Annotated in this window: 15 protein-coding genes; 7 read left to right on the forward strand and 8 right to left on the reverse strand. The window is 73.2% G+C overall.

Going from position 1 to position 15637, the window contains the following annotated elements:
- Positions 1-36 precede the first annotated feature (36 nt).
- Genes BMY88_RS08060 through BMY88_RS08070 form a run of 3 tightly spaced genes read right to left on the reverse strand, consistent with a single transcriptional unit; the run spans position 37 to position 2105 of the window.
- Positions 37-405 carry a nuclear transport factor 2 family protein gene (locus BMY88_RS08060; protein ID WP_139220434.1) on the reverse strand — a complete coding sequence of 123 codons (369 nt, stop codon included), beginning with the start codon at positions 403-405 and terminating at the stop codon, positions 37-39.
- Between the two features lie 57 nt (positions 406-462).
- Positions 463-1197 (reverse strand): hypothetical protein, encoded by a 735-nt coding sequence (locus BMY88_RS08065; RefSeq protein WP_091941964.1) that lies wholly within the window; start codon positions 1195-1197, stop codon positions 463-465.
- A complete protein-coding gene (locus BMY88_RS08070; protein WP_091941966.1) occupies positions 1194-2105 on the reverse strand; it encodes an ABC transporter ATP-binding protein in 912 nt (303 codons plus the stop codon). Before BMY88_RS08070 ends, BMY88_RS08065 begins: the two co-directional genes overlap by 4 nt.
- Before the next feature lie 143 nt (positions 2106-2248).
- Between BMY88_RS08070 and BMY88_RS08075 the strand changes: the two genes are divergently transcribed.
- Complete coding sequence (locus tag BMY88_RS08075; protein ID WP_091941968.1) at positions 2249-4369, forward strand: catalase; 2121 nt, start codon at positions 2249-2251, stop codon at positions 4367-4369.
- A gap of 158 nt (positions 4370-4527) precedes the next feature.
- Here the strand turns inward: BMY88_RS08075 and BMY88_RS08080 are convergent, their stop codons facing one another.
- The gene (locus BMY88_RS08080; RefSeq protein WP_342008292.1) at positions 4528-5178 is read right to left on the reverse strand and encodes a GNAT family N-acetyltransferase; all 651 of its coding nucleotides are present in this window, start codon (positions 5176-5178) and stop codon (positions 4528-4530) included.
- On the opposite strand from BMY88_RS08080, the gene BMY88_RS08085 reads away from it, so the two are divergent.
- On the forward strand, positions 5172-6626 hold the full coding sequence (locus tag BMY88_RS08085; protein WP_091941972.1) for a M1 family metallopeptidase: 1455 nt from the start codon (positions 5172-5174) through the stop codon (positions 6624-6626). The genes BMY88_RS08080 and BMY88_RS08085 overlap by 7 nt on opposite strands.
- Positions 6627-6708: 82 nt before the next feature.
- On the opposite strand, the gene BMY88_RS08090 is transcribed toward BMY88_RS08085, so the two are convergent.
- Both BMY88_RS08090 and BMY88_RS08095 read right to left on the reverse strand, forming a co-directional pair.
- Entirely contained in the window at positions 6709-7368 is a 660-nt protein-coding gene (locus BMY88_RS08090) for an FAD-binding oxidoreductase (protein WP_244524534.1), read from the reverse strand.
- 58 nt (positions 7369-7426) lie between these two features.
- Entirely contained in the window at positions 7427-8035 is a 609-nt protein-coding gene (locus BMY88_RS08095) for a sulfite oxidase-like oxidoreductase (RefSeq protein WP_091941977.1), read from the reverse strand.
- Between the two features lie 184 nt (positions 8036-8219).
- Here BMY88_RS08095 and BMY88_RS08100 point away from each other — a divergent pair, with 184 nt between their 5' ends.
- Genes BMY88_RS08100 through BMY88_RS08110 form a run of 3 tightly spaced genes read left to right on the forward strand, consistent with a single transcriptional unit; the run spans position 8220 to position 11742 of the window.
- Complete coding sequence (locus BMY88_RS08100) at positions 8220-8918, forward strand: succinate dehydrogenase cytochrome b subunit (protein ID WP_091942359.1); 699 nt, start codon at positions 8220-8222, stop codon at positions 8916-8918.
- Positions 8919-8945: 27 nt separating this feature from the next.
- A complete protein-coding gene (locus BMY88_RS08105) occupies positions 8946-10892 on the forward strand; it encodes a fumarate reductase/succinate dehydrogenase flavoprotein subunit (RefSeq protein ID WP_091941979.1) in 1947 nt (648 codons plus the stop codon).
- 19 nt (positions 10893-10911) lie between these two features.
- A complete protein-coding gene (locus BMY88_RS08110; RefSeq protein ID WP_244524535.1) occupies positions 10912-11742 on the forward strand; it encodes a succinate dehydrogenase/fumarate reductase iron-sulfur subunit in 831 nt (276 codons plus the stop codon).
- A 182-nt stretch (positions 11743-11924) separates the two neighbouring features.
- On the opposite strand, the gene BMY88_RS08115 is transcribed toward BMY88_RS08110, so the two are convergent.
- A complete protein-coding gene (locus tag BMY88_RS08115; protein ID WP_091941981.1) occupies positions 11925-13121 on the reverse strand; it encodes a thiolase family protein in 1197 nt (398 codons plus the stop codon).
- 80 nt (positions 13122-13201) lie between these two features.
- On the opposite strand from BMY88_RS08115, the gene BMY88_RS08120 reads away from it, so the two are divergent.
- Together BMY88_RS08120 and BMY88_RS08125 are read left to right on the forward strand one after the other, a co-directional pair.
- Positions 13202-13708: a winged helix-turn-helix transcriptional regulator gene (locus BMY88_RS08120; protein WP_091941983.1), complete on the forward strand. Its 507-nt coding sequence runs from the start codon at positions 13202-13204 to the stop codon at positions 13706-13708.
- Positions 13698-14246 carry a PaaI family thioesterase gene (locus BMY88_RS08125; RefSeq protein WP_091941985.1) on the forward strand — a complete coding sequence of 183 codons (549 nt, stop codon included), beginning with the start codon at positions 13698-13700 and terminating at the stop codon, positions 14244-14246. Before BMY88_RS08120 ends, BMY88_RS08125 begins: the two co-directional genes overlap by 11 nt.
- A gap of 4 nt (positions 14247-14250) precedes the next feature.
- Here the strand turns inward: BMY88_RS08125 and BMY88_RS08130 are convergent, their stop codons facing one another.
- Positions 14251-15153, reverse strand: coding sequence for a DUF1028 domain-containing protein (locus BMY88_RS08130; protein WP_091941987.1), 903 nt, complete (start codon positions 15151-15153; stop codon positions 14251-14253).
- Positions 15154-15637 lie beyond the last annotated feature (484 nt).

The following is a 15637-nucleotide window of genomic DNA, read 5'->3' on the forward strand; positions in this document are numbered from 1 at the left end:
CGGAACTGCACGGCTCGGGGACGTCGCCGGGATCCGCTAGTCGACGATCTTCCAGTAGGAGTCCTTGCGGCGGATGCGGCCATCCGGCGCCAGGTCGAACAGGTCGCACCCGCGCACGCGCACCTTCTCCCCCGACGTCGAGGTCCCGGTCAGCAGCCAGCGGGAGACCGCGTGGTCGCCGCAGGCCCAGTGCTCGTCCTCGCCGTAGTGCACGTCGGGGATCCCGGCGAACCGCCCGGCGAACCCCTCTCGGACGGCCGCGCGACCGCTGTAGCGCGTGCCCCAGGGCTCGGTTCCCCGCGGCGTCTCCAGCACGCAGTCGTCGGTGAAGAAGGACATGATCCGGTCCAGGTCGTGCGCGTTGAACGCGTCCACGAGGCCCTGGAGCCCCTGCTCGTCGCTCACGCAGCGACCGTCCCGCGGTGTCGGCCCCCCGGGAAGGGCCCTGCGTCCCTGGGCCCGCTAGAGATCGCGCCGCTCGAGCAGCACCGCGCCGAGCGCCCAGGCCGCGAGGGCCCACCCGGCGGTGACCGCCAGGCCGACCGCCCACGTCGTCGACACGGCCAGGAAGGGGTCCTCCCCCACCCGCAGCGCCGGCAGCCCCTGCGAGGCCACGGTGGCCCACCGGCCGCCGGCCAGGGCGAGCGCCGGCGGCAGCACGAACACCAGCGCCATCCCCAGCCCGACACCGCCGGCAGTGGCTCGCAGCAGCGTTCCGAGCCCGACCCCGAGCACCGTCACGAGGACCGCACCGGCCACCTGCAGCCCGAGCGCGCGCAGCACCGCGGGGTCGGTGAGGGAGACCCCGCCCGGTACCGCCACGAGCACCCGCGCCGCCACGGCGCAGCCGACCGCCGCCACCGCGGTGAGCAGCGCGGCCCACGCCGAGACGACGGCGGTGGTGGCGGCGAGCCACGCCGTCCGGCGGGGCACCGCGACGAGGGCCGAGACCGCGCTGCCCGTGCCGAACTCCGCGCTGACGGCGAGGACCCCCAGGACGACCAGGACCAGCTGCGCGAAACCGAAGCCGGTCAGCGCCACCTCGACCGCGACGTCCGCCCGGGACGACGTCGGGGTGCCCGCCGCGGCCAGCCAGCCGAAGCCGGCCGCGACGACCAGGTGGACGGCGGTGCACCACCAGGTCGACCGCACCGAGCTCAGCCGCGTCCAGGCCGCAGCCACCAGGCCCGCCGTCACGGAAGTCCCGGGAGCCCGGCGCGGTACTCGACCTCGCCGCCGGTCAGCGCCAGGTAGGCGGCCTCCAGCGAGGCGACCACCCGGGTCAGCTCGTGCACCGGCACCCCGGCGGCGTGGGCGACGTCCCCGACGTCGGCCGGGTCCAGGCCCTCGATCCGCAGCGCCCCGTCCAGCTCCAGCACGACCGCCGCACCGGCCCGTCGCAGCGCCGAGGCCAGCAGCGGGGCCGCGGGGCTGCGCACCCGGACGGCCGCGGAGGCGCCGAGCAGCTCCGCCATCGGGACGTCGGCCAGCAGCCGCCCGCGACCGAGCACGACGAGGTGGTCGGCCGTGTCCTCCATCTCGCTCATGAGGTGGCTGGAGACGAGCACCGTGCGCCCCTCGGCCGCCAGCCCGCGGAGCAGCCCGCGGACCCAGCGGATGCCCTCGGGGTCCAGCCCGTTGACCGGCTCGTCGAGCAGCAACACCTCGGGTTCGCCCAGCAGTGCGCCCGCCATGCCCAGGCGCTGGCCCATCCCGAGGGAGTAGCCGCCGACCCGGTCGTACGCCACCGCGGCCAGGCCCACGAGGTCGATCACCTCGGCCACCCGCCGCCGCGGCAGCCCGTTGGACCGGGCCAGTGCCAGCAGGTGCGCGTGCGCCGTCCGCCCGGGGTGGCGGGCGCGCGGGTCGACGAGCGCCCCGACCCGGCGCAGGGGCCGGTCCAGCCGCCGGTAGGGGACGCCGAGCACGGTCGCCGTCCCGGCGGTGGGCCGGGCCAGGCCGAGCACGCAACGCATCGTCGTCGTCTTTCCGGAGCCGTTCGGGCCCAGGAAGCCGGTGACCCGGCCCGGCTCGATGCGGACCGTGAGGTCGTCGACGGCGACGCGGTCCCCGAAGACCTTCGTCAGCCCGACGAGCTCGATCACGCCGCGATCATGGCGATCCGGAGGCACCGAGGGGAGCAGGCGCGGCGGCGTCGTCCCATCAGCAGGGACGGTCCGTTTCCGCAACTGAGCCCAGCGGGTAGCCGCAGGGCATCGCAGTCGATGCCATTACCCCTGGAGTAGCCATGCCCCCCGAGCGCCATGCCGACCAGTCCGCCCCCGCCCCCGTCAGCCCGACCGGCGTGGGGTACGAGGGTCCGCGCACCGGTCGCGACCCGCGTGGCCAGGCCGGCGACGTCCTCACCACGCCCAACGGGGTGCCCCTTCCCGACACCGACCACTCGCTCAAGGCGGGTCCGCGCGGCCCGGTCCTCCTCGAGGACTTCCACCTGCGCGAGAAGATCATGCACTTCGACCACGAGCGCATCCCGGAGCGCGTGGTGCACGCCCGCGGCGCCGGCGCGCACGGCGTCTTCACCGCCTACGGCACCGCCGGCAAGCTGACCCGCGCCGCCGTCCTGGCCGAGAAGGGCCTGGAGACGCCGGTGTTCGTGCGCTTCAGCACGGTGCTGGGCTCGCGCGGCTCGGCCGACACCGTGCGCGACACCCGCGGGTTCGCGACGAAGTTCTACACGAAGGAGGGCACCTGGGACCTGGTCGGCAACAACATCCCGGTCTTCTTCATCCAGGACGCGATCAAGTTCCCCGACGTCATCCACGCCGGCAAGCCGCACCCCGACCGGGAGATCCCCCAGGCGCAGTCGGCCCACGACACGTTCTGGGACTTCGTCACCCTCCACACCGAGGCCACCCACCACACGATCTGGAACATGAGCGACCGCGGGATCCCGCGCAGCTTCCGGACGATGGAGGGCTTCGGCGTCCACACCTTCCGGCTGGTGAACGCCGACCGGCAGACCTGCCTGGTCAAGTTCCACTGGAAGCCCAAGCTGGGCGTCCACTCCCTCACCTGGGAGGAGGCGCAGCTGGCCGCGGGCTTCGACCCCGACTTCCACCGCCGCGACCTCTACGACTCCATCGAGAACGGCGCCTTCCCCGAGTGGGAGCTCGGCGTGCAGGTCTTCCCCGACACCCCGGAGGAGACCTTCGAGGGCATCGACCTGCTGGACCCGACCAAGATGGTTCCGGAGGAGCTCGCGCCGGTGCAGCCGATCGGCAAGCTGGTGCTCAACGCCAACCCGACGAACTTCTTCGCCGAGACCGAGCAGGTCGCGTTCCACACCGGCCACCTCGTCGCCGGCATCGAGGGGACGAACGACCCGCTCCTGCAGGGTCGCAACTTCTCCTACCTGGACACGCAGCTGACCCGTCTCGGCGGGCCGAACTTCACCCAGATCCCGATCAACCGGCCGCACGCGCCGGTCAACGACATGACGCGGGACGGCTTCCACCAGCACGCCGTCCACACCGGGCAGGCGCCCTACACGCCCAACAGCGTCGACGACGGCAGCCCGTTCCCCGCCGAGTGGGCCGACGCCGCCTACATCCAGGTGCCGCGGAAGGTCAGCGGCGAGGTCGGCCGGACCGCGCCGGCCTCGTTCGACGACCACTACTCCCAGGCGGCGCTGTTCTACGCCAGCCTGACCAGCATCGAGCAGCAGCACATCGCGGACGCGTACACGTTCGAGCTCGGCAAGTGCTATGAGCAGTCGATCAAGGAGCGCGGGCTGGCCGTGCTGGCGAAGATCGACACCGACCTCTGCGCCCAGGTGGCGGCCGGCCTCGGCCTGCCGGCTCCGGCGCCGGAGCCGGTGGAGCCCGGCGCCCTCTCCCCCGCGCTGCGGCAGATCAAGCCCGAGCCCTTCCCGATCGACGGCCGGATCGTCGGCGTGGTCGCCGGCCCGGGCGCGGACCTGAAGGGGATCGCGAAGCTGCGTACCGCGCTCGAGGCGGAGGGCGCGCTGCTGCGGGTGATCGCCCCGCACGGCGGCCAGCTCGTCGACGGCAAGGACGTGGAGATCGTCGAGCGGACGTTCGCCACCGGCCGCTCGATCGAGTTCGACGCGATCGTCGTGGCCGACGGCGCCCCCAAGGACGGCGACTTCCGCGCCGTCACGATGCTGCAGGAGGCCTTCCGCCACCTGAAGGGCATCGGCGCCTGGGGCGACGGCGTGGAGGTGCTGCGCGCAGCGGGGATCGACCCGGAGGCGCCCGGCGTGATCACCGGACCGAAGGCGACCGCGGCCATGGCGGCGGAGACGATCGCGGCCCTGGGCATGCACCGCGCCTGGGACCGCACTCCACTGGTGAGCAACAACGTGGTGCCCCCGGCGCCCACCGCCTGAGCCGCTGCCGCTGCGGTTGCCGTTGCCGCTGCCGTTGCGGTTGCCGTTGCGCGGGGATCAGGCTCCCTGATCCCCGGGTGTCCTCCCTCACCGTCCGCGGTGAGGGAGGACACCGCACGATCAGGGACCCTGATCCCGGGCGGGGCGGCCCCCCTCCCCTACAGGCGGCAGAGCAGCAGCACCTCGTCGCGGTCGTCCCCGGGGGCCACCCGGATCGCGCCGGGCATGCGGCCGAAGACCTCGTAGCCGAGCCGCTCGTAGAAGCCCTCCAGCCCGTAGCCCCCGCGCACGGTCAGGTGCAGGAACTCCAGCCCGCGAGCCCGGGCCGCGTCGTGGACGCCGGCCATCAGCACCCGCCCCAGCCCCTGCCCCTGGCGGGACGGGTGGACCTGCACCCGCAGCACGGTCGCCCAGTGCCTCCGCAGCGGGCTCACCGACGTGGACAGCACGGCGAACCCGGCCGGCTCGCCGTCGACCCGAAGCACGCACAGCGCCTGCGTCCCGCCGTGGACGCGCTCGACCAGCCCGTCGAGCACCGGCGCCACGACGTCGCGGGTGACCGGGGCGACGAAGCCGACGGCGCCGCCGGCGTTGGTCACGTCCGTCCACAGGTCGAGCAGGCAGGCGCGGAGGTCGTCGTCCACGCGGGTGGACACGGTGACCTCGACGTGCGGCATCCTTCGATTCTCCCGACGGCTGCACGAGCCGCCGCGCGCGCCCCCCTGGGCAGCGCGGCCCGGGTGGGGCAGGCTGCGCCGGGCCGTCGCCTCCGGCGGAGCACGACGACCGGGTAGGGGCACACGTGACACGCGGGCGACGAGCGCGGTCCTGGGCGGCTGCGCTCACCGGACTGGCCCTGCTGGGCGGCTGCACGACCGAGGTCGCGGGCTCCGCCGCACCGGCCGGGAGCCCCGGGGCCGACGGCTTCGGTGACCCCTACTTCCCGCTCGACGGCAACGGCGGCTACGACGTCGACAGCTACGCCCTCGATCTGCGGTTCGACCCCGGGAGCGACGAGCTGAGCGGCACGGCCACGATCGTCGCGACGGCCACCCAGAGCCTCTCGGCGTTCAACCTGGACCTGTTCGGCTTCGAGGTCTCGTCGGTCACCGTGGACGGCGAGGACGCCGGCGTGGGCCGCGACGGCGGCGAGCTCACGGTCACCCCGGCGGCCGACCTCCGGCAGGGGGCGCAGTTCACCACGGTCGTCGCCTACGAGGGCGTGCCCGAGCCGCTGGACGACGGCCTGGGCGTCGCCGGGTTCGTCCAGACCGACGACGGCGCGGTGGCCGCGGGGCAGCCCGACGTCGCCGCCAGCTGGTTCCCCGTCAACGACCACCCGGCCGACGCGGCCTCGGTGGACGTGTCGATCACCGTTCCCGAGGGGCTCGAGGGGATCTCCAACGGCGAGCTCGTCGACTCCACCACCGACGACGGCTGGACGACCTGGCAGTGGTCGGCGGCCGAGCCGATGGCGCCCTACCTGGTCACGCTCGCGGTCGGGGAGTTCGAGATCGAGGAGTACGAGCAGGACGGCATCCGCTACTGGGACGCGATCGACCCGGCCCTCGCCGAGTACGGGGCCTCGGGGTCGGCCACGGTGTTCGACCTCGCGCAGGAGTCGCTGGCGCTGGCGCCGGACGTCGTCGCCGTCCTCGAGGAGTGGTTCGGGCCGTACCCGTTCGCGGTCGCCGGCGGCATCGTCGACGACGTCCCGGAGATGCAGTTCGCCCTGGAGAACCAGACCCGCCCCGTGTACTCGCCCGTGTTCTTCACCGACGCCGACGACGGCGAGATCGTGGTGGTGCACGAGCTCGCCCACCAGTGGGCCGGCGACAGCGTCCGCCTCGCGGGCTGGCAACACATCTGGCTCAACGAGGGGTTCGCCACGTACGCCGAGTGGCTGTGGGCCGACGCCCAGGGCACGTCGACGCCGCAGGAGTTCTTCGACGACCTCGCCGCGGTGCCCGCCGACCGGAGCTTCTGGCGGGTGGCCATCGGCGACCCGGGGCCGGAGTCCGACGCCCTGTTCTCCGAGGCCGTCTACCTGCGCGGCGCCATGACGGTGCACGCGCTGCGCACGGAGCTCGGCGAGGACGCGTTCGCCGAGCTGGTGCTCGAGTGGTTCGGCAGCGAGGGCGGCCGGGCCGTCACGACCGACGACTTCGTCGCGCTCGCGGAGGAGATCTCGGGCGCCGACCTCGACGACTTCTTCGCCCAGTGGCTCGGCGCGGGCAAGCCCCCCTCGCTGGAGTGACACGACCTCTGGACCCACGCCGGGCGGCCTCCCTGCAGGGGCCCGCGGCGAGCTTGCGAGGCGTGGGGGGCAGGGAGGTCCTTCATCCGCTCGGGCCGAAGCGCTCCAGGCGGATCGTGGCGGCCGGGACGCCGAGCCCCACCAGCAGCTGGCTCGCCGCCTCGGCGAAAGGGTCCGAGCCGCAGACGTAGACGTCCTGGCCCGGCTCCCAGAGCGGAACGAGGTCCGGGCCGGTCAGCCGCCCGGCCGGGCGGATGCCGGTGGCCTCCCGCGTCGTCAGCACGACCGCGCCGTCCGCCTCGAGCTCCGCGACGTACGGCAGCTCGGCGCGCGTGCGGGTCGAGACGAGCAGCCGCAGCAGCTCGAGCCGGCCGAGCTCGCGCGCCGTCCGCAGCATCGACACGAACGGGACGACGCCGGTGCCGCCGGCCACGAGCAGCGCCGGGCGCTCCCCCTCCCAGACGAAGAACCCGCCGAGCGGACCGCGCACCTCCAGCTCGTCACCGGGCTCCACGACGTCGGCGAGGAACGTGGACACCTCGCCGTCGTCGAGCCGTTCGACGAGCAGTTCGACCAGCGGGTCCCCGGGCGCCGAGGCCACCGAGTACGACCGCTGGGCCCGGTAGCCGTCCTCCGCGGTGAGCCGGACGACGTAGTGCTGCCCCGCGAGGTGGTCGACCCGGTCGGGGACGGCCAGCCGGAGCTGGACGGTGCGGGGGGTCGGCCGGTCGACCTCGCGCACCGTCGCCGTCCGCCACCCGCCCGCCGGCGCGCGCCGGCCCCAGGCGGCTGGACCGGGCTCAGTCACCTTGGTAGCGCTGCTCGAGCCACGGGTCGCCGCGGTCGTGGTAGCCGTTCTGCTCCCAGAAGCCGGGCTGGTCGCGGTGCATCAGGGTCAGCCGGGTGACCCACTTGGCGCTCTTCCAGAAGTAGAGGTGGGGCACGAGCAGCCGCACGGGGCCGCCGTGCTCGATCGGCAGCGGCCCGCCCTCGTACTCCCAGACCACCCACGCCCTGCCGCCGGTGACGTCCGCCAGCGGCAGGTTGGTCGTGTAGCCGGTCTTGGACGTCGCCATGACGAAGTGCGCCTCGGCGGTGGGCCGGGCGGCCTCGAGGAGGCTGTCGACGCTGACCCCGGCGAACCAGGTGCCGAACTTCGACCACGTCGTCACGCAGTGGATGTCGCCGCGGTACTCCGACCGCGGCAGCGCGTGCGCCTCGTCCCAGTTCCAGGTGGTCGGCTGCTCGACGCGGCCGTCGACCGTGATGCTCCAGGTCTCCGGGCTGATCCGCGGGGTCGGCTCCGCGGTGAGCACCGGCCAGTCGGTGCCGGCGTCGTACTGGCCGGGCGGCAGCCGCGGGTCGCGCTCGCGGCGGCGGCCCAGGAAGCCGCGGGTGGGTCCAGCCACGGTTCGTCGTCCTCTCGTCGGGGGTTCCCAGCCTGCCGCAGGGTCGGCCAGGTCACGATTTGGTGACCGACCGACGATCCCACCGCGGAATCGGCCGGTTAGGCAAGCCTTACGAGAGCTGTGTCACCGCGCGTTTACTTGGCCGCAAAGAGCGGCACGACCTAGCGTTGCCCGCGTGGTGACGGTGACGACGCAGTCTGGCCAGCGCAGGGCGCCCAAGGCCGCGAAGACCAGTTCGGTCTTCAAGAAGGTGGTCATGGCGGTCAGCGGCATCATCTTGGTGCTGTATCTGATCGCGCACATGATCGGAAACCTCAAGGCCTTCTCCGGCCGCGAGGACTTCAACCACTACTCGGAGTGGCTGCGCACCATCGGCAACCCGGCCCTGCCGGGCGCGACGGTGCTGTGGATCATCCGGATCGTCCTGCTGGCGGCCGTGCTCGCGCACATCTGGGCCGCGGTCTCGCTGTGGCGCCAGGCCAAGCGGGCGCGCCCCCAGGGGTACGTGACGAGGAAGGCCGTGGCCCAGAGCTACGCCTCCCGCACGATGCGCTGGGGCGGCGTGATCATCGCCGCCTTCGTGATCTGGCACCTCCTGGACCTCACCTTCGGCGCGGTGAACAGCGAGGGCCACGACGGCTCCCCCTACGACCGCCTGCTGGCCAGCTTCCAGAACCCCGTGTCGACGATCTTCTACGCGATCGCGGTGATCCTGCTGGGCATGCACCTGCGGCACGGCGTGTGGAGCGCCACGCAGACGCTGGGCCAGAGCAACCGCCGCCGCGAGGTGACGGTGAACTACGCCGCCACCGCCTTCGCCACGGTCCTGACGCTCGGGTTCCTCCTCACGCCCTTCTCCGTCCTCTTCGGTCTGATCGACTAAGTCTCCGTGACTAAGGAAGCCACAGGCATGCCTCTCGACCTCTTCTCCGTCGGCGACCCGATCGCGGACACCAAGGCGCCCACGGACGTGCCGATCGGCGAGCGCTGGAGCGAACGACGCTTCCGCGGCCGCCTGGTCAACCCGGCCAACCGCCGCAAGATGACGGTCATCGTCGTCGGCACGGGCCTGGCCGGCGGGTCCGCCGCCGCGACGCTCGGCGAGGCCGGGTACCAGGTCAAGTCCTTCTGGTACCAGGACAGCCCCCGCCGCGCGCACAGCGTCGCGGCGCAGGGCGGTATCAACGCCGCCAAGAACTACCGCAACGACGGCGACAGCGTGCACCGGCTGTTCTACGACACGGTCAAGGGCGGGGACTTCCGCGCCCGCGAGAACAACGTGCACCGGCTCGCCGAGGTCAGCGTCAACATCATCGACCAGGCCGTGGCCCAGGGCGTGCCCTTCGCCCGCGAGTACGGCGGCCTGCTCGACAACCGCTCCTTCGGTGGCACGCAGGTCTCCCGGACCTTCTACGCCCGCGGCCAGACGGGCCAGCAGCTGCTCTACGGCGCCTACCAGGCGCTGGAGCGGCAGATGGCGGCCGGCAACGTCGAGCAGTTCGCGCGCACCGAGATGCTCGACCTGATCATCGTCGACGGCCGCGCCCGCGGCATCGTCGCCCGAGACCTGGTCACCGGTGAGCTCAGCACGCACTACGCCGACGCCGTCGTCCTGGCCACCGGCGGGTACGGCAACGTCTTCTACCTCTCCACCAACGCCAAGGGCTCCAACACCACGGCGATCTGGCGGGCGCACAAGCGGGGCGCGTACTTCGCCAACCCCTGCTACACGCAGATCCACCCGACCTGCATCCCGGTGCACGGCGAGTACCAGTCGAAGCTCACGCTGATGAGCGAGTCGCTGCGCAACGACGGCCGCGTCTGGGTGCCCAAGGAGCGCGGCGACACCCGCGACGCGCGGCAGATCCCCGAGGACGAGCGCGACTACTTCCTCGAGCGTCGGTACCCGGCGTTCGGCAACCTGGTGCCCCGCGACATCGCGTCCCGGGCGGCCAAGACCGCCTGCGACGAGGGCCGCGGCGTCGGCCCCGGCGGGCTGGGCGTGTACCTGGACTTCGCCGAGGCGATCCAGCGCCTGGGCCGCAAGGCGGTCGAGGCCAAGTACGGCAACCTCTTCGACATGTACGCCCAGATCACGGGCGAGGACCCCTACGCCACGCCCATGCGGATCTACCCCGCCGTGCACTACACGATGGGCGGCCTGTGGGTCGACTACGACCTGCAGTCGACGATCCCCGGCATGTTCGTGATCGGCGAGGCCAACTTCTCCGACCACGGCGCCAACCGGCTCGGCGCCAGCGCCCTCATGCAGGGTCTCGCCGACGGCTACTTCGTGCTGCCGTCGACGATCACCGAGTACCTCGCAGACGGTCCCTTCCCGAAGGTCGACGACAGCCACCCGGCCGCCCAGGAGGCCGTGCAGGGGGTCACCGCCCAGATCGACCAGCTGCTGTCGATCCAGGGCACCCGCAGCGTGGCCTCCTTCCACCGGGAGCTGGGCCAGCTGATGTGGGACCACTGCGGCATGGAGCGGACCGACGAGGGCCTGCGCAAGGCCATCGACCGGATCCAGGAGCTCCGCCAGGAGTTCTGGACCAACGTCAAGGTGCTGGGCACCTGGGGTTCGTTCAACCAGAACCTGGAGCAGGCCGGCCGGGTCGCCGACTTCATCGAGCTCGCCGAGCTCATGTGCATCGACGCCCTGCACCGCCGCGAGAGCTGCGGCGGGCACTTCCGCGCGGAGAGCCAGACCCCCGAGGGCGAGGCCCTGCGCGACGACGAGAACTTCGCCTACGTCGCCGCGTGGGAGTGGACGCCGCAGGGCACCGCCCCCGTGCTGCACCGCGAGGACCTCAACTACGAGTACGTCCACCTCGCCCAGCGGTCCTACAAGTGACGAACCACCGGAGCAACCTGTGACCTTGACTGAGGACGGCCCCCGGGCCGCCACGGCGCCGCACGAGAAGCCGGGCATGCGCCTGACGCTGCGGATCTGGCGCCAGCAGGACGCGTCGGCCCCCGGCAAGATGGTCGACTACCGCCTGGACGACGTCTCCCCGGACATGTCCTTCCTCGAGATGCTCGACGTGCTCAACGAGCAGCTGATCATGGAGGGGCAGGACCCGGTCGCCTTCGACCACGACTGCCGCGAGGGCATCTGCGGCATGTGCGGCGTCATGATCAACGGGCGCGCGCACGGCAACGGCCTGCACGAGGGCCACCCCCAGACGACGACCTGCCAGCTGCACATGCGGTCGTTCAAGGACGGCGACGTCATCGACATCGAGCCGTGGCGCGCCAGCGCGTTCCCGGTGATCAAGGACCTCGCCGTCGACCGGCGGTCGTTCGACCGGATCATCCAGGCCGGCGGCTACATCAGCGTGCCGACCGGGACGGCCCCGGAGGCACACGCCGTGCCGGTGCCGAAGAAGGACGCCGACTTCGCGTTCGACGCGGCCACCTGCATCGGCTGCGGCGCGTGTGTCGCGGCCTGCCCGAACGCGTCGTCGATGCTGTTCACCGCCGCGAAGATCACCCACCTCGGGCTGCTCCCCCAGGGCCAGCCCGAGCGCGACGACCGCGTGGTCAACATGGTCGCCCAGCAGGACCGCGAGGGCTTCGGCGGCTGCACCAACATCGGTGAGTGCTCGGCGTCCTGCCCCAAGGGCATCTCGATGGAGACGATCTCCCGGCTCAACCACGACCTGCTCGGCGCCCTGCGCGCAGGAGTCCGGCCGAAGAGCTGACAGCAGCACAGCACGCGCCGGCGGGCGGGGACCTCTGCGGAGGTCCCCGCCCGCCGTCGTTCCGGGCAATAGCGCGGAATTGCACCGGGCAGAAGCGCGAAGTTGCACCGCGCAGAAGCGCGGAATTGCACAGGGGGCGCCGGGGACAGGGGCGCGACAGGCCGGGCGCAGGGCGCCCGGGACTACAGGCGCTCGAGGATCGTCGCGTTGGCCAGGCCACCGGCCTCGCACATCGTCTGCAGCCCGTAGCGGGCGCCCCGCTGGTGCAGCGCGTCGACGAGCGTGGTCATGATCCGGGCCCCGCTGGCCCCCAGCGGGTGGCCGATCGAGATGCCGCCGCCGTGCACGTTCACCTTGTCGGTGGTCACGCCCGTCTCCGCCTGCCAGGCCAGGACGACGGACGCGAACGCCTCGTTGACCTCGAAGAGGTCGATGTCGCCGATCGACAGCCCCGCCCGGCGCAGCGCCTTCTCCGTCGCCGGCATCACCGCGGTCAGCATCATCAGCGGGTCGTCGCCCACCACGGTCATCGTGTGGATCCGGGCCCGCGGCCGCAGCCCGAGCTCGCGGGCCTTCTCGCTGGTCATGACGAGCAGGGCCGCCGCACCGTCGTTGAGCGGACTGCTGTTGCCGGCGGTCACCCGCCAGTCGATCTCGGGGAACCGGGCCGCCGTCGCCTCGTCGGCGAAGGCGGGGCGCAGGCGGGCCAGGGCCTCCAGGTCCGTGCCGCGCCGCACCGTCTCGTCGGTGGTGACCAGGGCGAGCGAGCCGTCGGCCTGGCGGGCCTTGACCGGCACCACCTGGTCGGCGAACAGCCCGGCGCCCCAGGCCTCGGCAGCGCGGGCGTGGCTGCGGGCCGCGTAGGAGTCCAGCTGCGACCGGGACAGGCCCCACCGCGCCGCGATGAGCTCGGCCGCGACGCCCTGGCCGACGCCGCCGTCGGGATAGCGCGCGGCGTAGCGCTCGCCGGCGAAGTCCTCGACGCCCTGGGCCGCGCTGCCCATGGGGACCCGGCTCATCGACTCGACCCCGCCGACGACGGCGACGTCGTAGGCGCCGGAGATGACGCCCTGGGCGGCGAAGTGCACCGCCTGCTGGCTGCTGCCGCACTGCCGGTCGACCGTCGTCGAGGGCACGGCCTCCGGATAGCCCGCCGCGAGCGTCGCCCGCCGGGCGATGTTGGCCGCCTGCTCCCCCGCCTGCGACACGCAGCCGACGATCACGTCGTCGATCAGCGCCGGGTCGATCCCCGCCCGCTCGACGACGCTGTCCAGCGCCCCGGCGAGCAGGTCGACCGGATGCACCCCCGACAGGGACCCGCCGGGCTTCCCCTTGCCGACCGGCGTCCGGACGGCTTCCACGATCACCGCGTCCCGCATCGCGGGCCTCCCTCGGTTCGATTATCCAACCAACGAGCGGCACGCTAGCGGGAGTCGGTTTGATGTGCAAACCTTGGGTCATGGCCGCCGACATCGACTTCCTGCCCCGGGGCGCCTGCTCGATCGCCGCCTCGCTGGAACTGGTGGGCGAACGCTGGTCGCTGCTCGTCATCCGGGAGGTCGCCTGGGGCAACCACCGGTTCAGCGACATCGTCCGCGGCACCGGCGCCCCCCGGGACCGGCTGGCCGCCCGGCTGAGCGCCCTGGTCGCGGCCGGGGTGCTGGAGAAGCGGCCCTACAGCGACTCCCCGCCGCGGTCGGGCTACCACCTCACCGCGGCCGGCCGCGACCTGCTGCCGGTGCTCCAGGCGCTCCTGCAGTGGGGCGACCGGTGGGCGCGCGACGAACCGGCGGTCCGGCTGTCGCACGCCCCCGGCGGTACCGCCGAGCACCCGATCGACGCCGAGTGGGTCTGCCGGACGTGCGGCCGGCCGGTCATGGAGTCCCGGGTCTCCCGCGAGCTCACCCCCGCCGGGCGCGCCCTGGCCGGATTGCCCATCACGGAGGAGCACGCCCATGAGCACTGATCTCACCCCCGCCGAGGCGGCCGCCGACGTCCCGGAGTCCTGGGGGGAGCCGCGGTCGCGGACCGTCACCTGGTACGACCCCCTGCGCACCGCGGCCGGCGGGCTGGAGCGCTCCGGCCTGGAGACGCTGGAGGCGTTGCGCGACGGCCTGCTGGCCCCGCCGCCGATCGTCCCGCTGATGCAGATGGACCTGATCGCCGTCGAGACCGGCCGCGTCGAGTTCTCCTGCCTGGTGGACGAGTCGGTCTACAACCCGATCGGCGTCGTGCACGGCGGGCTGGTCTGCACGCTGCTCGACACCGTCGCCGGCTGCGCCGTCCACTCCACCCTGCCGCGCGGCACCGGCTACACGTCGATCGAGCTCAAGGTGACCTACCTGCGGGCGGTCACCGCCGCCAGCGGACCGCTGCGGGCCGTGGGCCGGGTGGTCAAGCCCGGCCGCCGGGTGGCCTTCGCCGAGGGCGAGGTCTTCGACGCGGCCGGCCGCAGCGTGGCGACGGCGTCGAGCTCGCTGCTGGTCTTCCCGGTGGAGGGCTGACCCCTCACCGCTCGGTGCCGGGGAGGATCCGCGCCATCAGCTCGGCGTCGACGAGCCCCGCGACCCCGAAGCGCCGGCCGATCTCGACGAACTGCGGAGCGACGGCGGCGAGGTCGACCAGCAGCGCGCGGGCGGCGTCCTCCCGGCCGGCCAGCCCGGCCACCACGGCCCGCCACAGCACGTGGTCGGGCTCGGTGTAGGGGTCGGGTACGCGGAGCTCCTCCAGCACCCGGTCCGCGGTGACGGGGTCTCCGCCGATCGCCTGCTGGAAGGACCGGACGACGTCCTGGTAGCGGGCCAGCCGGACGACGAGCGCGTCGAGTTCCCCCACCGGGTCCTCGGAGTCGTCGACCCGCAGGTCGACGACGGTGTCGTGCCAGGGCCGGCCGGTGGGGGTGGCCCGGACGACGAAGACGGCCGCCGAGCGCCGCCCCCGCACGTCGCCGCCGGAGTCCTCCCCCGCGTGCAGGGCCAGCAGCAGCCGGTGGGCCAGGGCCCCCTGCGAGGTCTCGAACGTCGCGACCATCGACTCCCACACCTCGGGCGAGGTGACCATGTTGGCCAGGGCCACGCACCCCTCCCCCACCTGGTGGCCGGCCTCGGTCACGCAGCTGTCCCCCGTGTAGACGGCGAGGTCCCCGGACACGTGCAGGACGGCGACCTGCCGGCGCTCCGGGTGCGGGTCGACGCTGCGCAGCGCCGTCAGCACCTCCTGGGCGGTGAACCCGCCGCGCATGAGGTCCAGGCCGATCTGCCCGTACATCGGCTCGGCCATGGACTGGCTGGCGATCACACCCTGGCCCGGCAGGGCGAACGGCACGCTGCTGCCCACGGCGAACGCCTGCGACTGGGTGGCGACGCCCATCTCCCCGGTCGTGGTGTCCCGGGCGACGATCGAGTAGGTCACGCGACCGGCCTGCCCCCCGCGACCGGTCCGCCAAACACCGGCCCGGTCCTGCGGAGACCTTGCGGGCGCGGGCGGCCGGCTGCGGTTCGGGGGCGAGAGTCCTCCCTGCCGGCGGAACAGCCCGCCGGCGTCGCCGGCCTGGGCACGTTCGGCACGTTCACCGACAGCGCCGCCCCGGTCCCGGCCGACGTCTCGACCGGCACCGTCTCCATCGACGTGAGCCGGCGCGGCGCGACGGTCCCCACGACCTCGGCCGGCTTCGTGCCGGGCGACTCGATGAGCCGGGCGGTCGACCTGGTCGACGACGGTTCCGCGCCGCTGGCCCGGGTGAGCTGGCCTCGGCGGCGACCGCCGCGAGCGTCCTGACCAGCGACGCCACGGACGGCCAGCAGCTGTCCGTGCGCTCGTGCACCGACGCCTGGACGCAGGGCGGCGCCGCCGCTGCCCCGACCTACATCTGCGCCGACCGTCTCGACGCCGTACG

It is taken from the genome of Trujillonella endophytica (assembly GCF_900110555.1).
In the GTDB taxonomy this organism is placed as follows: Bacteria; Actinomycetota; Actinomycetes; order Mycobacteriales; family Geodermatophilaceae; genus Trujillonella; species Trujillonella endophytica.